The sequence below is a fragment of the Streptomyces sp. NPDC001450 genome (assembly GCF_053597295.1).
Genome location: NZ_JBSFHY010000005.1, coordinates 91,980 through 111,488 on the forward strand (window position 1 = coordinate 91,980; position 19,509 = coordinate 111,488).

A 19,509-nucleotide genomic window follows, 5' to 3' on the forward strand; every position below is an offset into this window, starting at 1 on the left:
ACCAGTGCGAGAAACCCCACTTCCCCATGGAGGCAGTACCCCATGCGTGAGTCACGCCCGAGCGGGCGGAGACGGAGTCTGCGAAGACTCGTCTCCGTCGCCCTCCCCGCCCTTGCCCTGACCGTCGCCGGACTGGCCGCGGCGCCGGCGGCCGGGGCCCAGGCCGCCGCCGCTCCCGCGCCCCACATCTCCCGGGCCGCGCAGAACGCCAAGGCTCTGACCGCCCCCGAGCGCCAGATCTTCCACTCGACCGGCAAGGCGGGGCAGAAGGTCCCGACGACTCATCTGTGCGCCACCGCCAAGCCGGGCCACGCGTCCTGCTTCGCGCAGCGCCGCACCGACATCAAGCAGCGGCTCGCCTCGGCGCTCGCCGCCGCCGCGCCCTCCGGCCTCTCCCCGGCCAACCTGCACAGCGCCTACAACCTGCCCTCGACGGGCGGCTCCGGCCTGACCGTTGCCGTCGTCGACGCCTACAACGACCCCAACGCCGAGTCGGACCTGGCCACTTACCGCTCCACCTACGGCCTGTCCGCCTGCACCAAGGCCAACGGCTGCTTCAAGCAGGTCAGCCAGACCGGCTCCACCACCTCGCTGCCGACCAACGACACCGGCTGGGCCGGTGAAGAGGCGCTCGACCTCGACATGGTCAGCGCGGTCTGCCCGAACTGCAGCATCACCCTGGTCGAGGCGAACTCCGCGAACGACACCGACCTCGGCATCGCCGAGAACGAGGCCGTCACGCTGGGCGCCAAGGTCGTCTCCAACAGCTGGGGCGGCTCCGAGTCCTCCTCCCAGACCAGCGAGGACACCCAGTACTTCAAGCACCCGGGCGTCGCCATCACCGTCTCCTCCGGTGACTCCGCCTACGGCGCCGAGTACCCGGCGACCTCCCAGTACGTGACCGCCGTCGGCGGCACCGCGCTCACCACCGCCTCCAACTCCCGTGGCTGGAGCGAGTCGGTGTGGCACACCAGCTCCACCGAGGGCACCGGCTCCGGCTGCTCGGCGTACGACCCGAAGCCGAGCTGGCAGACCGACAGCGGCTGCGCCAAGCGCATGGAGGCCGACGTCTCCGCGGTCGCCGACCCGGCCACCGGGGTGGCGGTCTACGACACCTACGGCGGCTCCGGCTGGGCGGTCTACGGCGGCACCAGCGCCTCCGCCCCGATCGTCGCCGGCGTCTACGCCCTCGCGGGCACCCCGGGCTCCGGCGACTACCCGGCGAAGTACCCGTACTCCCACACGAGCAACCTGTACGACGTGACCAGCGGCAGCAACGGCTCCTGCTCCACCTCGTACTTCTGCACCGCGGGCACCGGCTACGACGGCCCGACCGGCTGGGGCACCCCGAACGGCACCACCGCCTTCACCGCCGGCACCAGCAACGGCAACACGGTGACCGTCACCAACCCCGGCAGCCAGTCGACCGCCACCGGCGGTTCGGCCGGCCTGCAGATCCACGCCACCGACAGCGCGGGCGCGACCCTGACCTACAGCGCCTCCGGCCTGCCGACCGGCCTGTCCATCAACAGCTCCTCCGGCCTGATCTCCGGTACGGCGTCCACCGCGGGCACCTACCAGGTCACGGTCACCGCGACCGACTCCACCGGCGCCTCCGGCTCGGCCTCCTTCACCTGGACGGTCGGCTCCTCCGGCGGCACCTGCACCTCGGCCCAGCTGCTCGGCAACCCGGGCTTCGAGTCGGGGAACACCACCTGGACCGCGAGCAGCGGCGTCATCACCAACGACTCCGGTGAGGCCGCGCACGGCGGCTCCTACAAGGCCTGGCTCGACGGGTACGGCTCCTCGCACACCGACACGCTGTCCCAGTCGGTGACCGTCCCGTCCGGCTGCAAGGCCAGCTACACCTTCTACCTGCACATCGACACCGCCGAGACCGGCAGCACCGCGTACGACAAGCTGACCGTGACCGCCGGTTCGACGACCCTGGCGACCTACTCGAACCTCAACGCCGCCTCCGGGTACGCGCAGAAGACCTTCGACCTGTCCTCGTTCGCGGGTCAGACGGTCACCCTGAAGTTCAGCGGAGTGGAGGACTCCTCCCTCCAGACCAGCTTCGTCGTGGACGACACCGCCCTGACGACCAGCTGAGCCGTACGGCAAAACGGATCCCGCACCCGGAAGAAAGCCTTCCGGGTGCGGGATCCGTCCGTGCCGGTGGTACGTCTCATCTGCACCAGGAGACCGGCAGGCCGGCCGGCACGGCAGAAAGGCGGACCCCATGCGCCGTACGACGACCGTCGCGCTCGCGGCGGCAGCGTTGCTGCTCGCGGGCTGCGGCTCCCAGAGCGGCGGGGACACCGGCAGCGGCGGCGGCGACAACGGCAAGGTGTCGCCCTCGGCATCCGCCCCGTCGTCCGGCGGCGGCTGCGTGAACCATGTGGAGCTGACCGCCGCCGACAACGGCCGTACCGTCTGCCTGGCCAAGGGCGGCGAGCTGCGGCTCACCCTCGACGGGACCAAGAGCCGCCCGTGGAAGCCGGTCGCGGCGAGCGGCACCGCCCTGAAGGCCATCAACGCGGGCTTCGTCCTCCAGCCGGGCGACGCGAGCGCCGCGTACCAGGCGGTGGCGGCCGGAAAGACCGAGCTGACGTCCTCCCGCCCCCTGTGCCCCGAGCCCACGGCTCCCGGCCAGGTCTCCTGCAAGGGCATCGAGGAGTGGAAGGTCACCGTGACGGTGAGCCGGCGGGTGGCTAACCCGCGAGGTGCCTGACCTGGTCCCACAGGACGGGGTCGACCACGCCCACCCGGCGGCGGAAGTCCCACACCGGGACCTCGCGCAGCTCGTCGGTCTGCAGGAAGCTGGGCCGGCCGTGGGCGTCGCCGACCGAGCCGGGCGGCAGCGGGATCACCCCGGCGCGCTCGTCGTGGTACTTGCTGGTGATCTTCGCGACCGTGGCCCGGTTGCCGTGCACGGCCAGCACCAGACAGGGCCGGTCCTTGGCCCTCTCGTCGCCCGCCACCGCCCTGTCCGACGCTCCCCCAGTGCCGAAAGCCTGGGGGGACCCCCATCGCGCGGTCCCTTTTGACTCTGCGCGGTCCTCGTAGGGCACGTTCGCCCACCAGATGTCCCCGGGGTGCGGACGTGTCGTCACCCGGGCCCGGCCGGCGGGGCGCCCGGGCGGCCGCAGCCGGCGCCCGCCGGGCCGGCGGCCCCAGCCGTCGACGAGCGTGGCGACCAGCGCGAGCAGCACGACCGCCGCGAGCGCCAGCCACCATGACGTGTCCATACGGTCGACGTTACCGGCGTGGGCTCGGCGGCGCGCGCCCTCTGCGAGCTGCGTGCGCCCTCGGTCCAGCCGAACCGGTGACAGCACAGGTGAGTTCGCCCACAACGGCCCCTGGCGGAGGAGCGACCGGCCCTTTTGCGCCTTACGCTCGACAAACCGCACGACGCTCGTCTGCCCCCTTCCCGACCCCTCTCCCCGCTTCCCGCCCATCGGTTTCCCGCCAACGGAGGTTTCTGCTTCATGAAGCTCACCGTCGTCGGCTGCTCGGGGTCGTTCCCGTCCGCGGAATCGGCCTGTTCGAGCTACCTCGTCGAGGCCGACGGCTTCCGGCTGCTCCTCGACATGGGCAATGGCGCCCTCGGCGAGCTGCAGCGCCACTGCGGTCTCTACGACCTCGACGCGATCTTCCTCAGCCATCTGCACGCCGACCACTGCATCGACATGCTCGGGTACTTCGTCGCGCGCTACTACCGTCACGACGGCGGCCGCTGCGACCCGGTCCCGGTCTACGGCCCCGAGGGCACCGAACACCGTCTGACCACGGCGTACGCCGACACCCCCTCCGCCTCCTCCATGAGCGAGGTCTTCGACTTCCACACGGTCAAGCCGTCCACCTTCGAGATCGGCCCGTTCACCGTGCACACCGAGCGGGTCCGTCACCCCGTGGAGGCGTACGCCATCCGCATCGAGCACGGCGGAAAGTCCCTGACGTACTCCGGCGACACGGGCGTCAGCGAGGCGCTGGACGGGCTGGCCCGGGACACCGACCTGTTCCTGTGCGAGGCCGCGTTCACGCACGGCAAGGAGAGCATCCCCGACCTGCACCTCAACGGCCGCGAGGCGGGTGAGACGGCGGCCCGCGCGGGCGCCCGCCGCCTGGTCCTCACCCATATCCCGCCGTGGACGGACCCGCAGGTCAACCTCGCGGACGCGCGCGAGGTCTTCGCGGGGCCGGTGGAGCTGGCCGTACCGCGGGCCACGTACGAGATCTGACCCCGCCCTCCGGACACGAGAAGGCCCCCGGAGCCGTACTGGCTCCGGGGGCCTTCGGGTTGGCGGGGCCGGCCTACTTGGCCTCGGCCCTCTGCAGTTCGGCGAGTTCCTCGTCGGACTCGCGGCCCGGCGTGGGCAGGTTGAACTTGATGATCGCGAAGCGGAAGACCGCGTAGTAGACCACCGCGAAGCACAGGCCGACCACGACCAGCCCCAGGGGGTTGCTCGCGATGCCGAAGTTCAGGCCGAAGTCGACCGCGCCCGCCGAGAAGCCGAAGCCGTCCCGCATGCCCAGCGACCAGGTCAGCGCCATGGAAATGCCGGTGAGTACCGCGTGGATGGCGTACAGGACCGGCGCGATGAACATGAAGGTGAACTCGATCGGCTCGGTGACGCCGGTGACGAAGCTGGTCAGCGCGAGCGAGAACATCATGCCGCCGACCACCTTGCGGCGCTCCGGGCGGGCGCAGTGCACGATGGCGAGGCAGGCGGCCGGGAGGCCGAACATCATGATCGGGAAGAAGCCGGTCATGAACTGGCCCGCGTGCGGGTCACCGGCCAGGAAGCGCGCGATGTCACCGCTCTTGCCGTGGTACTCGCCCGCCTGGAACCACGGGAAGGAGTTCAGCAGGTGGTGCATGCCGATCGGGATCAGCGCACGGTTGGCGACACCGAAGATGCCCGCGCCGACGGCGCCCGAGCCCACCAGCCACTCACCGAAGTTGTGCAGGCCCGTGCCGAGGACCGGCCAGATGTAGCCGAAGACGATGCCGATGACCAGGCCCGCGAAGGCGGACAGGATCGGGACGAGGCGGCGGCCGCCGAAGAAGCCCGCCCAGTCGGGCAGCTTGGTGCGGTAGAAGCGCTGGTACAGCAGGGCCACGACTATGCCCATCACCACGCCGCCGAGGACCTTGGCGTCCACCGGGGCGTTCACCATCTGGACCTTGCCGTCGACGACCGTCGCGACCTTCGGCAGGTTCTTGTCGGTGAACGTGGCGAGCACGTTCTTGAAGACCAGGTAGCCGACCACGGCGGAGAGCGCCGTCGAGCCGTCCGACTTCTTCGCGAAGCCGATCGCGATGCCCACGGCGAACAGCAGCGCCATGTTGTCGAGGATCGCGTTGCCTCCGGCCGCCATGAACGAGGCGATCTTCGTGAGGATCGCGGGGTAGGCCGGGTCGCCCAGCATGTCCGGGTTGCCCAGACGCACCAGGAGGGCGGCGGCGGGCAGCACCGCCACCGGCAGCATCAGGGAGCGGCCGATGCGCTGCAGCACAGCCATCGCCCCGGCACCCTTCTTCTTCTCCGCCGCGGGAGCGGCGCTGGCCGTGGTCACAAGTTCCTCCAGGGGGCAAGGCGCCGCCCGGGAACCATGGAAGGGGACGGCCGCGTCTGTGGTCTACACCACTCAGTGGTGTAGACCTGTTGTAGCACGATGAAGGCGATATAAGGAACCCGTGAATCCGCTGTCGTGGGATTACGCGCTGTGCTGGTCGCAGGGGCCGTCGGCGCGGACGCCGAAAGGCCCCCGGGCCGTCTCGTCCGGGGGCCGAACTCGGGCGGGGCGTCAGATCTTTGTGACGTCCTCGACCTGGTCCTCGGGTTCGCGGCCGGGTGTCCTGAGGTCGAACTTCGTGATGGCGAACCGGAAGACGACGTAGTAGACGGCCGCGAAGCACAGGCCGATCGGGATGATCAGCCACGGCTTGGTGGCCAGGTTCCAGTTGATGACGTAGTCGATGAGACCGGCCGAGAAGCTGAAGCCGTCGTGCACCCCGAGCCCCCAGGTCACCGCCATCGACACCCCGGTGAGCACCGCGTGGACCGCGTACAACAGGGGCGCGATGAACAGGAACGAGTACTCGATCGGCTCGGTGATGCCGGTGACGAACGAGGTCAGCGCCACCGAGAGCATCAGACCGCCCACCTCCTTGCGGCGGTTCGGCCGTGCGCAGTGGGTCATCGCCAGCGCGGCGGCCGGCAGCGCGAACATCATGATCGGGAAGAAGCCCGAGGTGAACTGGCCCGCGTTCGGGTCGCCCGCCAGGAACATGTTGATGTCGCCGTGCACGACCCTGCCCTCGGGCGTCGTGTAACTGCCGAACTGGAACCAGATGGGCACGTTCAGGAACTGGTGCAGGCCGATGACGAGCAGCGCCCGGTTGGCGACACCGAAGATGCCCGCGCCCCAGGACCCCGCGTCCCGCAGCCAGTGACTGAAGCTCTCCAGGGCGTCGCCGATCGGCGGCCAGATCCACAGGCACACCGCCGCGAAGACGATGGCCACGAACGACATGATGATCGGGACCAGGCGGCGGCCGTTGAAGAAGCCCAGCCAGTCCACCAGCTTGGTGCGGTGGAAGCGGACCCAGAAGAACGCGGCCAGCAGACCCATGACGATGCCGCCGAAGACACCCGGGTTCTGGAACGTGAAGGTGGTCACCGACCCCGCCTGCACCTGGCAGCCGACGTCCGGGATCGTCTTCGAGCCGGCCGGGCACTGTTCCGGGAACTGGTGCAGCACGCCGTAGTAGACGAGGAAGCCCGTCACCGCCGCGAGGGCCGTCGAGCCGTCCGACTTGCGGGCCATGCCGATCGCGACGCCCACGCAGAACAGCAACGGAAGGCCGATCGAGCCGTCGAGCAGCGCGCCGCCCGCCCCCTTCATCACCTTCGACACCTTCGTCCAGCCCAGACCGTCGACCCCGAACACGTCCGGCTGGCCCAGTCGGTTGAGGATGCCCGCCGCCGGCAGCACCGCGATCGGCAGCTGGAGGCTGCGGCCCATCTTCTGCAGGCCCTGGAAGAGGGTGTTCCAGCGGACGCGCGCGGGGCTGACCGTGCTGTCGGCGCTCATGGACGTCCTCCCGGACCGCTCGACTCGGACGCGGTTTGGCGACCGTACCCGCTGTGGTGTAGACCAGTTGGCGGACGGTCCCGCTGTCGTGATCGCCATCATTCGGCACGCACGGCATGACCGCTCGCGAAGATGGGCCAACTGTGGGTTACTGCGACAAAGCGGTTCGGATCAGGGAGAAGGAACATGGCCAGCAAGGCTGAGAAGATCGTCGCCGGCCTCGGCGGAATCGACAACATCGAGGAGATCGAGGGCTGCATCACCCGGCTGCGCACCGAGGTCTCCGACCCCTCTCTGGTCGACGACGCCGCCCTGAAGGCCGCCGGCGCCCACGGCGTCGTCAAGATGGGCACCGCCATCCAGGTCGTCATCGGCACCGACGCCGACCCGATCGCCGCGGAGATCGAGGACATGATGTGAGACCCCGGTTCGACCGGGGTCACCTGTAAGGGGCTCTTCCCACCGGGGGAGGAGCCCCTTCCGTCACTCCCGATAGGCTCGTGGCCATGTCTCGAATCGACGGCCGCACCCCCGAACAGCTCCGCCCGGTCACCATTGAACGCGGCTGGAGCAAGCACGCCGAGGGCTCCGTCCTCGTCTCCTTCGGCGACACCAAGGTCTTCTGCACCGCCTCGGTCACCGAAGGCGTCCCGCGCTGGCGCAAGGGCAGCGGCGAGGGCTGGGTCACCGCGGAGTACGCCATGCTGCCCCGCGCCACCAACACCCGCGGCGACCGGGAGTCCGTCAAGGGCAAGATCGGCGGCCGCACCCACGAGATCTCCCGGCTCATCGGCCGCTCCCTGCGCGCCGTCATCGACTACAAGGCGCTCGGCGAGAACACCATCGTCCTCGACTGCGACGTCCTCCAGGCCGACGGCGGCACGCGCACGGCTGCCATCACCGGCGCGTACGTCGCCCTCGCCGACGCGATCTCCTGGGCCCAGGGCAAGAAGCTCATCAGGGCCGGCCGCCAGCCGCTGACGGGCACGGTGTCGGCGGTCTCGGTCGGCATCGTCGGCGGCGTGCCCCTCCTCGACCTCTGCTACGAGGAGGACGTGCGCGCCGAGACCGACATGAACGTCGTCTGCACCGGCGACGGCCGCTTCGTCGAGGTGCAGGGCACCGCCGAGGCCGAGCCCTTCGCCCGCGAGGAACTCAACGCCCTGCTCGACCTCGCCGTCACCGGCTGCACCGAGCTGACCGCGATCCAGAAGGCCGCGCTGGCCGGCACGCTCGAAAAGTAAAGGACGCATCAAAACCCGGGGGTGCGGGCGGGCAACCCCGGCCCGCTCCCCGACGTCCGTATGGGTACGGGCGTACGACCACCACCGTGCGCCCGGTCAGCCACACCAGGGGAGGGACCCACACCATGGCCGCCAGCCGACGCCGAGGCCGTCTCACCGCCGTCGCCGCCGTCATAGCGACCGCCGCGCTCACCGCCGGCCTCACCACCGGCTGCGACGCCGTGAACAAGGCCCTGGACTGCGTCCAGACCGCCGACTCCATCGCCGACAGCGTCACCGACCTCCAGCAGGCCGTGGAGAACGCCTCGAACGACCCGACGCAGCTCGACCAGTCCCTCGCCTCGATCGACAAGAACCTCGAAAAGATCGGCGACAAGACCGACAACGCCGACGTCAACAAGGCGGTCGACAACCTGAACAAGGCCGTGGACAACGTCCGTACGGCCATCAAGAACGGCGACAACACGCCGGACGTCAGCCCGGTCACGGACGCGGCGGGCGAACTGACGAAGGTCTGCACGTCGTAGCCTTTTCAGCCGACCGAGTCGGGTGGTGGGTGGGTATGGGCCGGAAACTGGGGCGGAGCCCCAGGGACCTCAGCCCCCACCCACGGGGCGTATTACTTGCCGAGCCTGCGCCGCTGCTTGCGCTCCACGCCGACCCCGCCCCAGAAGGCGAAGCCGCCGATGACCACCCGCGGCGCGCCCGGCCCGGCCCGCTCGTCGCCCCTGGGGTGCTCGAAGCCGCCCATGACGCCGATCCCGCGGACGACGACCTCGACGCCCGGCGGCACGATCACCTGCACCCCGCCCATGATCGCCACACAGTTGATGTGGACCTCGCGGTCCGCGAAGTCCGCCTCTCGCAGATCGATCTCGCCACCGCCCCAGAAGGCGAAGGCGTTGAACTTCCTCGGCACCGTCCAGCGGCCCTTGCGCTGGAAGCCGGACATGACGGCGACCGCCCCCGTGGACGACCCCTCACCCCCGACGATCCGGCCCGCCCAACTCCCGCTCTCCACCGCCTCCTTGGTGAAGGAGACCGGGGCGGGCGCCACAGCCCCGCCGGCCGGCAGGTCACGGGTGATCGGCGTCAGCTCGGCATACGTACGCGCCTTGTACGTCGCCTCCAGCCGCTCCTCGAACTCCTGCATGTCCAGCCGCCCCTCGGCGACGGCGTCCCGCAGGACCTCGGCGACCCGCTCACGGTCGGCGTCGGCGGCACGGAGTTCCGGCACTGCGTCGTCGGTCATGACAGAAGACTACGAGAAGACGCCCGCGAAGAGAGGCCCAGGAGACGCCCACGAGAAGACACCTACGAGACCGCCTTCTCGGCGTACATCTTCGCGATGACGGCCTCGATGTCCGGCTCCCGCACCGACAGGTCCACCAGCGGATACTCGGCCGCGACGGACGCCACCAGCGGCGCCGCCGACTGCCCCGCCGGGAACGCCAGCCACTGCCGCGGCCCCTCCACCCGCACCACCCGGCACGACGGCACCTCGATCGGCGGCAGCTCCCGCTCCAGGTCCACCACCAGCGTCCGCTCGCCCTCCCCGGCCTCGTGCAGCCCGGCGAGCGGACCGTCGTACATCAGCCGCCCGTGGTCGATCACCATCACCCGCGAGCACACCTGCTCGATGTCCTGCAGGTCGTGCGTCGTCAGCAGCACCGTCGTCCCGCGCTCGGCGTTCAACTCCCGCAGGAAACCCCGCACCTTGGCCTTCGACACCACATCCAGGCCGATCGTCGGCTCGTCCAGGTACAGCACCTCCGGATCGTGCAGCAGCGCCGCCGCGATGTCCCCGCGCATCCGCTGGCCCAGCGACAGCTGCCGCACCGGCACGTCCAACAGGGCGTCCAGTTCCAGCAGTTCCACGCACCGGTCCAGGTTCTCCCGGTAACGGGCGTCCGGGATGCGGTACATGCGGTGCGCAAGCCGGTAGGAGTCGATCAGCGGCAGGTCCCACCACAGCGTCGTCCGCTGCCCGAACACCACCCCGATCCGGTGCGCCAGCCGCCTCCGCTCCCGCGAGGGATCGATCCCCGCCACCCGCAGCCGGCCCGCGCTCGGCATCAGGATGCCGGTCAGCATCTTGATCGTCGTCGACTTCCCGGCGCCGTTCGGGCCGATGTAGCCGACCATCTCGCCGCGCGCCACGGTGAAGGAGATCGAGTCCACCGCCCGCACCTGCCGCCGCTCCCGCTTCAGGAACCCGGTCTTCCTGCGCACCTCGAAGACCTTCTCGACCCCGTCCACCTCAATGAACGCGTCCACCGCTAACTCCCTGTACTCCGATACGACCGAAGGCCCACCCGCCACGCCAGCCCCGCCGCCGCGCAGCACACCACCGCCACCAGCGGCGGCGCGAAGGCCGCCCACTCCGGCACGCCGCCCAGCGGATACGGCCGCCCCAGCACATAGGCCGCCGGCACCCAGTTGACGAAGGCCAGCGGGAGCATGAAGGTCACCCCCCGCACCAACTCCTTGCCGAACACGGTCGGCGGGTACTGCAACAGCGTCTGACCGCCGTACGTGAACGCGTTCTGCACCTCGGACGCGTCCTGCGCCACGAACTGGAAGGCCGCCCCCGCCACGAACACCGCGGAGAAGATCACCCCGCCGCAGACCAGCATCCCCGGCACCATCAGCACCTTGCCCGGCGTCCAGTCGATGTCCGACGCGACGAGCGCGTAGCCCAGCACCAGCGTCCCCTGCATGATCCGGCTGATCCGGCGCAGCGCGAACCGGTCGGCGGCGACCTGCGCCAGCACCGGCGCGGGCCGCACCAGCAGGGTGTCGAGCGTGCCGTCGCGCACCCGGGTGCCCAGCCGGCCCGCCGAGCCGATCGCCAGATCCGCGAACCCGAAGGAGGTCGCCGACAGCCCGTACAGGAACGCGACCTCGGGCAGCGCGTAGCCGCCGAGGACGTCGACCCGGGAGAACATCAGCAGGATCGAGACGAAGTCGAGGCCGGTCACCAGCAGGCCACCGACCACGGTGATCGCGAAGGACACCCGGTAGGTCAGCGTGGAGCGGATCCACATCCCGGAGATCAGCCGGTAGGCGCGCAGCCCCTCGGCCAGGGTGTTGTACTCAGCCACCCTGCACCACCACCCGTCGCGCCGCCGCCGTCTGCACCAGCCGCCCGGCCGCCAGCAGCACCACCGCCCACGCCGCCTGGAAGACGAACGCCGGCAACGGGTCGGCCTCGCCCATCAGCACGTCCGCGGGCACCTGGAGCTGCGCCGCCCACGGCAGCGCCCGCACGACCTCACCGAGCGTCCCCGGGAAGGCGTTCAGCGGCAGGACCATCCCCGAGCAGAAGATGCCCGTGACCATCAGCGCCTGAAGCGCCCCCGTGCCGTCCATCAGCCAGAACCCGGTCAGCGCCACCAGGTAGCGGATCCCGAAACTGACGATCATCGCGAGCGCGACGGAGACCAGGAAGGCCAGCCACCTGCCCATATCGTCCGGGAGCGCCGTCGGGAACACCAGCGCCCCGAAGGCGAACGGGATCACTCCACGACCGAGCAACTGGAATAGCGCCCGCCCCAAATCGTTCGAGAGCCACCACACTTGGAGATCCGCCGGCCGGTACAGATCGATCGCGACCTCACCCGTACGGATGCGTTCCATGAACTCGGTCTCGAAGCCGCCCCCCTGAATCGCCAGCGTCGCGTACAGTGCCTGCCCCAGCCACACGAAGGTGACCGCCTGCGCCTGGTCATAGCCTCCGAGGTGCGGTTTCTCGTCCCACAGCGCCAGGTAGGTGTAGACGAGAATCAGCCCGAAGACCGTGTTGGTGAACACCCCTGCCGCAGTGGCCGCCCGATACGTCGCGTACCGTCTGAATCCCCCCGCCGCGACGGCAACGTACAACCGTCCCGCGCCCACGCCAGTCGACCTCCCTGGACCGCTCGACACCGAAGCGCAGGAGCCTAGTCCGGAGGCCCGGCGACCGGCCACGCATTTTCCGCCCCGGAAGCGTGCCGGAATCCGGGAACGGAACGCCAGGTGCGAGAGTCTTCAAACTGGGGGCGCAGAAGGCGTACGAGGCGTACGGGAAACGTACGACGCGAAACAGGAGTCCGTGCACGAGATGAGCGACGAGCCGCAGCCGCAGCAGCACACCAAGGGTGGGGCACCAGAAGAACCGCTGCCGGCTGAAGGGCCCGGAGAGCCGGGGTCCACCACCCGCAGCCGCCAGGAGCGGACTCCGAAGCCGCCCGCAAGCGATGCCACCGCCGAGAAGGGCGGGTCCGGGGACCGGGAGGGCCAGGACGGGGCACGGGCTGATCAGCGCGCGGACCGAGAGCAAGGCAGGCCGGGCCAGGACCGGACGGGTTCGGCCGCCGGGTCGGCTCGGGCCGCGTCGGGCGGCCGGGACGAGGCCGGTGCGGGTCGGGATCGGCCGGGCCGGGACCGGGACGGTTCGGCTGGTGGGCCGGCTCGCGGTGCCCAGGGCCGGGCGGGCCAGGGGCGCGATCTGACGGCGGCGGCCCGGGACGACCGAGGTCAGGGCCGGGACGGTTCGACCTCTTCAGGTGCCCCGGGCCAGGCGGGTGCGGCGGACCGGACGTCCGGGCGCCAGTCGCTTCCGGGTGCCGGTGCCGACCAGGCCGCGCGGGCGCGTCGGGCGGCTCAGGCGAGTCGTGCGGGGAGGACTGAGGGCCGGGGGATCGAAGTGGGTTCGGCGGCCGAGGGGGCCCAGCAGCCCCAGCCGGCGTCCGACGGGTCCCAGGCGCCCGGCAAGGCCCAGGGTGCCGAGAAGCCCCAGGCGGCCGGAAATGTCCAGGGAGCCGGGAGCGCCCGGGGGCCCGAGAAGCCGCAGGGATCTGCCGGGTCCCGTCCGTTCGACAGGCCCCAGGGTGCCCAGGCGTCCGTGGGGTCTCGGCTCCCCGGGCAGTCGCAGGGCTCGGCGAAGTCCGGCGAGTCCCAGAAGCAGGCCGACTCCGCCATGACGTCCCAGCGGGGCGGAGTGCCCCAGCAGTCCGGGCGGGCCCAGGCGGGCGACGGGGCTCACGACTCCGAGCAGCCGAGCGCAGCGGAGAGCACCCAGGTCCTCCGGCGTATCAAGGCACCCCGGGCTTCCCAGGAGGGGAACCAGGCGGACGCCGCCTCTCCGGCCTCCGGCGAGGCTCCGGTGCCCGCCGAGACCACTCAGGTCCTCCGCCGCGTCAAGACTGAGTCGACCCGGCCGAGCCAGTCGGCCCAGCCGGCCCAGTCAGGTCCGCCGGGCCAGTCGGGTCAGCCGGGCCAGTCGAACCGGCCGAGCCAGTCGAACCGGCCCGGCAAGGCGGGCGCCGCTGCTCAGGCCGCCGCGGCCGGAGGCGCTGCGGCGAGCGCCGCCGCCATGGCCGCCGGGGCCGGCGCCGCTGCCGCCCCGAAGTCCCCGGCCGCCTCCGCGGCCGCGGCCGGCGCTGCAGCCGCGGGCGGCGCTGCCACCACCCGCACCGGCACCACCCGCACCACCTCCACCACCCAGACCCCCGACGAGCCCCCCACTCCCCTCGCGGACAGCGGCGGCCCCGGCGGCCCGGGTGGCCCCGCCACCGGCAAGGGCAAGAAGCCCAAGCGGCCCAAGCGGACCGGGTGGCGGCGGATCATCCCCACCTGGCGCATGGTGCTCGGCACCTTCGTGATCGGCGTCCTGCTGGTCGTCGGCCTGTTCTACCTCGGCTACTCGCTCGTGAAGATCCCGCCCGCCAACGCCCTCGCCACCAAGCAGAGCAACGTCTACCTCTACGCCGACGGCTCCCAGCTCGCCCGCGACGGCAAGATCAACCGCGAGAACGTCAGCCTCGCCCAGGTCTCCAAGGACGCCCAGCACGCCGTCCTGGCCGCCGAGGACCGCGACTTCTACACCGAGTCCGCCGTCGACCCCAAGGCCATGCTCCGCGCCGCCTGGAACACCGCCACCGGCAAGGGCAAGCAGTCCGGCTCGACGATCACCCAGCAGTACGTGAAGAACTACTACCTGGCCCAGGAACAGACGGTCACCCGTAAGGCCAAGGAGTTCTTCATCTCGATGAAGCTGGACCGCAACAAGTCCAAGGACGATATTCTCGAGGGCTACCTCAACACCAGCTACTTCGGCCGCAACGCCTACGGCATCCAGGCCGCCGCCCAGGCCTACTACGGCGTGGACGCCACCGACCTCGACCCGGCCCGCGCCGCCTACCTCGCCGCCCTCGTCAACGCACCGAGCGAGTACGACGTCGTAGCCCACCCCGAGAACAAGTCCTCCGCCCTCGCCCGCTGGAACTACGTCCTGGACGGCATGGTCAAGAAGGGCTGGCTCAGCGAGACCAAGCGTGCCGGCATGAAGTTCCCCATGCCGAAGGAGCAGACCATCTCCACCGGCCTCTCCGGCCAGCGCGGCTACCTCGTCGAGGCGGTCAAGCACTACCTGACCACCAACAACATCATCGACCCCGACAAGCTGGCCCTGGGCGGCTACCGCATCACCACCACCATCCAGAAGAGCAAGCAGGACGCCTTCGTCAAGGCGGTCAATGACCAGCTGATGTCCAAGCTGGACAAGAAGAACAACAAGGTCGACAAGGCCGTCCGCGCCGGCGGCGCCTCCGTCGACCCCAAGACCGGCAAGGTCGTCGCCATGTACGGCGGCATCGACTACGTGAAGCAGTACACCAACGGCGCCACCCGCGGTGACTTCCAGGTCGGCTCCACCTTCAAGCCGTTCGTGTTCACCTCCGCGGTCCAGAACGGCTCGACCACCCAGGACGGCCAGACCATCACCCCGAACACCTACTACGACGGCACCAACAAGCGGCCCGTCCAGGGCTGGAGCGGTGGCCCCTACGCCCCCGAGAACGAGGACTCCAAGTCCTACGGCGACATCACCGTACGCAAGGCCACCGACCTGTCGGTGAACTCCGTGTACGCGCAGATGGCCGTCGACGTCGGCCCGTCCAAGGTCAAGCAGACCGCCGTGGACCTCGGCGTCCCCGCCGACACCAAGGACCTCCAGCCCTACCCGTCCATCGCCCTCGGCACCGCCACCGCCAGCGTCCTGGACATGGCGGAGGCGTACGCGACCCTCGCCAACCACGGCAAGCACGGCACGTACACGATGATCGAGAAGATCACCAAGGAGGGCACCCAGGAGATCAAGCTCCCCGACGAGCCCGTCAAGCAGGCCGTCAGCCGCGAGGCCGCCGACACCACCACCTCGGTCCTGCAGAGCGTGGTCCAGTCCGGCACCGCCACCGCCGCCCAGGCCGCCGGCCGCCCCGCCGCCGGCAAGACCGGCACCGCCGAGGAGGACACCGCCGCCTGGTTCGCGGGCTACACCCCCGACCTCGCCACCGTCGTCTCCGTCATGGGTCAGGACCCCGTCACCGCGGCCCACAAGCCGCTGTACGGCGCGATGGGCCTGCCGCGCATCAACGGCGGCGGCGCGCCCACCCAGATCTGGGCCCAGTTCACCAAGGACGCCCTCAAGGGCAAGCCGGCCACCGACTTCGACCTCCAGCTGCAGTCGGGCGCCGAGGTCCAGGCACCGGGCACGCAGGCCCCGACCGGCACCCCGACCGACGGCACGACCACCGACGGCACCACCACCAACGGCGGCCAGGACAACGGCGGCCCGACCGGCACCCCGACCGACGGCACCACGAACGGCGGCCAGGACACCGGCGGCACCACCACCGGGGGCACCACCACCGGAGGCACGACGGACGGCGGTACGAACACAACCGGCACCACCACCGGGGGCACCACCACCGGTGGCGATACCACGGGCGGCGGCACGACCACCGGCGGAGACACCACCGGCGGAAGCACGACCACCGGCGGCGGCACCCCCGGCGGTACCACAGGCACCACCACCACGGGCGGCGACGCCGGAGGCCAACCCTAGGAAGGGTCAGTGACCGCTGGTCGCCTTCAGCCCCACCACGGCGACCAGCAGCAGACAGACGAAGAAGATCCGGGCGGCGGTGACCGGCTCACCCAGCACCACCATGCCGAGCACCGCCGCCCCGGCCGCCCCGATCCCCACCCACACGCCGTAGGCGGTACCGATCGGCAGCGACTTGGCGGCGTACGACAGCAGCACCATGCTGGCGACGATCCCGGCACCGGTGAGCACACTGGGCACGACCCGCGTGAACCCGTCGGTGTACTTCATCCCGATCGACCAGCCGACCTCGAGCAGACCGGCCACGACAAGCAGCACCCAGGCCACGACACACACCTCCGAGACGAACGGACGACTCTTCTCCGGTGCGTCGTCTTTGCCTGCATCCCGGTACGGCGCGTCTCGTCGGGCTCCTTCGAACATAGCAAAGGAACGACAAAGGGGCTGGTGACCACAGTCACCAGCCCCTTCTCGGCTTCTGATCAGAGGTACAGGCCGGTGGAGTCCTCGCCGCCCTCGAACCGGTCGGCGGCCACCGCGTGCAGGTCACGCTCCCGCATGAGCACGTACGCCACGCCCCGCACCTCGACCTCGGCCCGGTCCTCCGGATCGAACAGGACCCGGTCACCCGGCTCCACGGTCCGTACGTTCTGCCCCACCGCGACGACCTCGGCCCAGGCCAGCCGCCGCCCGACCGCCGCGGTCGCGGGAATCAGGATGCCGCCGCCCGACCGCCGCTCGCCCTCACCGGCGTCCTGCCGCACGAGAACCCGGTCGTGCAGCATCCGGATGGGCAGCTTGTCGTGCTGAGGGTTGCTGTTTCTGTTGGCGCTCACGCCTCGAACCTACCTGCCTCGAACGGACTCGTACGACCCCGGGCCACGACTCGTCTCCGCCCTGGTCAGCCCTTACGCCGCCGCGAGCCCAGCGCGAGCAGGCCCACGACGCCGACGACGACCAGCGCGAGGGGCACGACCCGCTCGAGCCGCGGCGCGCCCTCCTCGTCCACGAACTGCGCCCGCACCTCACTCACCACCCGGTTGACCTGGACGTAGGCCCGGCCGACCGTGTGATCGATATTGGCGACGACCTTGGCCTTGGCGTCCGCGACGATCGTCTGCGGATGCACCCGCACCCCGATCTCGTCGAGCGTCTCGGCCAGCACTTCGCGACGGCGCTTGATGTCCGCCTCGATCTGCGCCGGGGTTCTGGTGTCCGACGTGTCCGCCACCGTACGGCCTCCGAAGTCTCCTGATGCTGTCCTGGACAGTCTGTCAGCTCCAGCCGCAACCGCGCCGCAACGCCCCCCGTTACGCTGGACCGATGAGCGAGCGACTCCAGCCCGGGGACGTGGCCCCCGCCTTCACCCTCCCCGACGCCGACGGCAACGAGGTGTCCTTGTCGGACCACAAGGGCCGCAAGGTCATCGTCTACTTCTACCCCGCGGCCCTGACTCCCGGCTGCACCAAGCAGGCCTGCGACTTCACGGACAACCTCGAGGTCCTGGCCGGCGCCGGCTACGACGTCATCGGCATCTCCCCGGACAAGCCGGAGAAGCTGGCGAAGTTCCGCGAGAAGGAGTCCCTGAAGGTCGCGCTGGTGGCCGACCCCGACAAGAAGGTCCTGGAAGCGTACGGCGCCTTCGGCGAGAAGAAGCTCTACGGCAAGACGGTCGTCGGCGTCATCCGCTCCACGGTGATCGTCGACGAGGAGGGCAAGGTCGAACGAGCCCTCTACAACGTCAAGGCGACCGGCCACGTGGCCAAGATCATCAAGGATCTGGGGATCTGAGCCCCAGCCGGCACACCTTCTGCTGCTCGACGGCCCGCACCGGGATACCCGGGCGCGGGCCGTTTCCAATTCACCCGTGAGAGGTTGGCCGAGGCTGCCAAGCAGTGTTCCGACATCGAAGAGGTCATCGCCTTCTTCGGTACCCAGCCGTACGGCAATCTTCGGTGCCACCTCTTCCGGCGCTTCGACCACTTCGGGATCGACGTCTCCCACATGCCACGTCGGAGGCGAGGCAAGGCGCCGCACCGGCCAACCGCCGATGAGCTGCGGCGCGCGGTCGAGGGGACGACGTCTGTCGCCGGTGCTCTGCGCGCCTTGGGCATGGAGCCGTGCAACGGCCCGCTGCGCGCCCGGTTTCGTCAGTGGGTGGCGCAGGACGGTCTCGACATCTCCCACTTCCTTGGGCAAGCACACCAGCGAGGGAAACCGGGCGTGACCCCCGTAAAGCGTGCAGAGGACATCCTGGTGCGGCACGACGGCCGACGCCGGACGAGGACCCATCTGCTGCGCCGTGCGCTACGCGAGGTGGGAGTTTCCGAGGTGTGCGCCGAGTGCGGTGTGGGCCCTGAATGGCGAGGTAAGCCCATGACACTGGAGGTCGATCACGTCAACGGGGACTGGAGCGACGACCGCCAAGAGAACCTGCGCTTGCTCTGCCCCAACTGCCACGCAGCCACGAGCACCTGGTGCCGAGGCGGTCGGCGACGGCATACTCTCCCCCGGTAATGTAGGGCCTGGCTAGGCGCCCGTACGCCAACGGCCGAGCGGCGATCTTTAGGTGGTCGTGTTTGTCGGTTCGAATCCGACCGGGCGCACAGGTAAATGGGGCCCCGCACCTTCGAATCCTAGGTGCGGGGCTCTTTCGTGAAGTCAGCCCAACAACTCCCGCACAACCGGCACCAACGCCCGGAACGCCTTCCCCCGATGGCTGATCGCGTTCTTCTCCTCAGGGCTCAGCTCGGCGCAAGTCCGCGTCTCTCCCTCCGGCTGCAGGATCGGGTCGTAGCCGAAGCCGTTCGTGCCCGTCGGCGCATGCCGCAGCACACCCCGCAGCTGCCCCTCGACCACCCGCTCCCTCCCGTCCGGCAGCGCCAGTGCCGCCGCGCACGCGAAGTGCGCCCCCCGGTGCTCCTCCGCGATGTCCGCCAGCTGGGCCAGCAGCAGCTCCAGGTTGGCCCTGTCGTCGCCGTGCTTGCCCGCCCAGCGGGCGGAGAAGATGCCGGGGGCGCCGTTCAGGACGTCGACGCAGAGGCCGGAGTCGTCGGCGACGGCGGGCAGGCCGGTGGCCTGGGCGAGGGCGTGTGCCTTCAGCAAGGCGTTCTCCGCGAACGTCACGCCGGTTTCCTTGACGTCGGGGATGCCGGGGTAGGCGTCCGCGCCGACGAGTTCGTGGGGGAGTCCGGCTTCGGCGAGGATGGCCCTCAGCTCGGCGATCTTTCCGGCGTTGCGGGTGGCGAGGATCAGGCGGGTCATGGGGGCAGT

Annotated in this window: 19 protein-coding genes, 1 tRNA gene, 1 pseudogene and 1 riboswitch; of the genes and pseudogenes, 10 read left to right on the forward strand and 11 right to left on the reverse strand. The window is 70.3% G+C overall.

Features of this window, described 5'->3' with window-relative positions:
• The first annotated feature begins 42 nt into the window (after positions 1-42).
• Entirely contained in the window at positions 43-2,112 is a 2,070-nt protein-coding gene (locus tag ACWC5O_RS06755; protein ID WP_450580401.1) for a putative Ig domain-containing protein, read from the forward strand.
• A gap of 130 nt (positions 2,113-2,242) precedes the next feature.
• Positions 2,243-2,734 (forward strand): hypothetical protein, encoded by a 492-nt coding sequence (locus tag ACWC5O_RS06760; protein ID WP_450580402.1) that lies wholly within the window; start codon positions 2,243-2,245, stop codon positions 2,732-2,734.
• Here the strand turns inward: ACWC5O_RS06760 and ACWC5O_RS06765 are convergent.
• Positions 2,715-3,251 (reverse strand): type II toxin-antitoxin system PemK/MazF family toxin, encoded by a 537-nt coding sequence (locus ACWC5O_RS06765; RefSeq protein WP_450580403.1) that lies wholly within the window; start codon positions 3,249-3,251, stop codon positions 2,715-2,717. The two genes, ACWC5O_RS06760 and ACWC5O_RS06765, sit on opposite strands and share 20 nt — an antisense overlap.
• Before the next feature lie 240 nt (positions 3,252-3,491).
• Here ACWC5O_RS06765 and ACWC5O_RS06770 point away from each other — a divergent pair, with 240 nt between their 5' ends.
• The gene (locus ACWC5O_RS06770) at positions 3,492-4,244 is read left to right on the forward strand and encodes an MBL fold metallo-hydrolase (RefSeq protein ID WP_450580404.1); all 753 of its coding nucleotides are present in this window, start codon (positions 3,492-3,494) and stop codon (positions 4,242-4,244) included.
• Between the two features lie 73 nt (positions 4,245-4,317).
• On the opposite strand, the gene ACWC5O_RS06775 is transcribed toward ACWC5O_RS06770, so the two are convergent.
• Positions 4,318-5,583 (reverse strand): PTS transporter subunit EIIC, encoded by a 1,266-nt coding sequence (locus ACWC5O_RS06775; protein WP_450580405.1) that lies wholly within the window; start codon positions 5,581-5,583, stop codon positions 4,318-4,320.
• Between the two features lie 231 nt (positions 5,584-5,814).
• Positions 5,815-7,104, reverse strand: a complete 1,290-nt coding sequence (locus ACWC5O_RS06780; RefSeq protein WP_450580406.1) for a PTS transporter subunit EIIC — start codon at positions 7,102-7,104, stop codon at positions 5,815-5,817.
• Positions 7,105-7,290: 186 nt separating this feature from the next.
• On the opposite strand from ACWC5O_RS06780, the gene ACWC5O_RS06785 reads away from it, so the two are divergent.
• From ACWC5O_RS06785 to ACWC5O_RS06795, 3 genes are all read left to right on the forward strand, one after another.
• The gene (locus ACWC5O_RS06785) at positions 7,291-7,524 is read left to right on the forward strand and encodes a PTS glucose/sucrose transporter subunit IIB (RefSeq protein ID WP_366010034.1); all 234 of its coding nucleotides are present in this window, start codon (positions 7,291-7,293) and stop codon (positions 7,522-7,524) included.
• Positions 7,525-7,610: 86 nt separating this feature from the next.
• A complete protein-coding gene (gene rph, locus ACWC5O_RS06790; RefSeq protein ID WP_450580407.1) occupies positions 7,611-8,348 on the forward strand; it encodes a ribonuclease PH in 738 nt (245 codons plus the stop codon).
• 125 nt (positions 8,349-8,473) lie between these two features.
• Positions 8,474-8,875: a hypothetical protein gene (locus ACWC5O_RS06795; protein WP_403963012.1), complete on the forward strand. Its 402-nt coding sequence runs from the start codon at positions 8,474-8,476 to the stop codon at positions 8,873-8,875.
• A 107-nt stretch (positions 8,876-8,982) separates the two neighbouring features.
• Here ACWC5O_RS06795 and ACWC5O_RS06800 read toward each other — a convergent pair.
• The 4 genes and pseudogenes from ACWC5O_RS06800 to ACWC5O_RS06815 all read right to left on the reverse strand — a co-directional run.
• Positions 8,983-9,600 (reverse strand): annotated as a pseudogene (locus ACWC5O_RS06800) (DUF1707 SHOCT-like domain-containing protein); the annotation flags it as partial.
• A gap of 62 nt (positions 9,601-9,662) precedes the next feature.
• Positions 9,663-10,670 carry an ABC transporter ATP-binding protein gene (locus tag ACWC5O_RS06805; RefSeq protein ID WP_450580408.1) on the reverse strand — a complete coding sequence of 336 codons (1,008 nt, stop codon included), beginning with the start codon at positions 10,668-10,670 and terminating at the stop codon, positions 9,663-9,665.
• Positions 10,628-11,395: an ABC transporter permease gene (locus ACWC5O_RS06810; RefSeq protein ID WP_450580734.1), complete on the reverse strand. Its 768-nt coding sequence runs from the start codon at positions 11,393-11,395 to the stop codon at positions 10,628-10,630. Before ACWC5O_RS06810 ends, ACWC5O_RS06805 begins: the two co-directional genes overlap by 43 nt.
• Before the next feature lie 49 nt (positions 11,396-11,444).
• Entirely contained in the window at positions 11,445-12,245 is an 801-nt protein-coding gene (locus tag ACWC5O_RS06815) for an ABC transporter permease (RefSeq protein WP_450580409.1), read from the reverse strand.
• Positions 12,246-13,704: 1,459 nt separating this feature from the next.
• Here ACWC5O_RS06815 and ACWC5O_RS06820 point away from each other — a divergent pair.
• Positions 13,705-16,236 (forward strand): transglycosylase domain-containing protein, encoded by a 2,532-nt coding sequence (locus ACWC5O_RS06820; protein WP_450580735.1) that lies wholly within the window; start codon positions 13,705-13,707, stop codon positions 16,234-16,236.
• A 6-nt stretch (positions 16,237-16,242) separates the two neighbouring features.
• On the opposite strand, the gene ACWC5O_RS06825 is transcribed toward ACWC5O_RS06820, so the two are convergent.
• The 3 genes from ACWC5O_RS06825 to ACWC5O_RS06835 form a co-directional block, all read right to left on the reverse strand.
• Positions 16,243-16,563, reverse strand: coding sequence for a DMT family transporter (locus ACWC5O_RS06825; RefSeq protein WP_381656435.1), 321 nt, complete (start codon positions 16,561-16,563; stop codon positions 16,243-16,245).
• Between the two features lie 37 nt (positions 16,564-16,600).
• Positions 16,601-16,672, reverse strand: a riboswitch (guanidine-III (ykkC-III) riboswitch).
• A 46-nt stretch (positions 16,673-16,718) separates the two neighbouring features.
• A complete protein-coding gene (locus ACWC5O_RS06830) occupies positions 16,719-17,021 on the reverse strand; it encodes a GroES family chaperonin (RefSeq protein ID WP_385165896.1) in 303 nt (100 codons plus the stop codon).
• A gap of 116 nt (positions 17,022-17,137) precedes the next feature.
• On the reverse strand, positions 17,138-17,467 hold the full coding sequence (locus ACWC5O_RS06835) for a DUF3618 domain-containing protein (RefSeq protein ID WP_450580410.1): 330 nt from the start codon (positions 17,465-17,467) through the stop codon (positions 17,138-17,140).
• Between the two features lie 92 nt (positions 17,468-17,559).
• On the opposite strand from ACWC5O_RS06835, the gene bcp reads away from it, so the two are divergent.
• The 3 genes from bcp (at position 17,560) to ACWC5O_RS06850 (ending at position 18,842) form a co-directional block, all read left to right on the forward strand.
• Positions 17,560-18,027: a thioredoxin-dependent thiol peroxidase gene (gene bcp, locus ACWC5O_RS06840; protein WP_450580411.1), complete on the forward strand. Its 468-nt coding sequence runs from the start codon at positions 17,560-17,562 to the stop codon at positions 18,025-18,027.
• Positions 18,028-18,111: 84 nt separating this feature from the next.
• Positions 18,112-18,753, forward strand: coding sequence for an HNH endonuclease (locus ACWC5O_RS06845; RefSeq protein WP_450580412.1), 642 nt, complete (start codon positions 18,112-18,114; stop codon positions 18,751-18,753).
• A gap of 16 nt (positions 18,754-18,769) precedes the next feature.
• Positions 18,770-18,842: transfer RNA gene (locus ACWC5O_RS06850), tRNA-Leu, on the forward strand.
• A 55-nt stretch (positions 18,843-18,897) separates the two neighbouring features.
• On the opposite strand, the gene rdgB is transcribed toward ACWC5O_RS06850, so the two are convergent.
• A complete protein-coding gene (gene rdgB, locus ACWC5O_RS06855) occupies positions 18,898-19,500 on the reverse strand; it encodes an RdgB/HAM1 family non-canonical purine NTP pyrophosphatase (RefSeq protein ID WP_450580413.1) in 603 nt (200 codons plus the stop codon).
• Between the last annotated feature and the right edge of the window lie 9 nt (positions 19,501-19,509).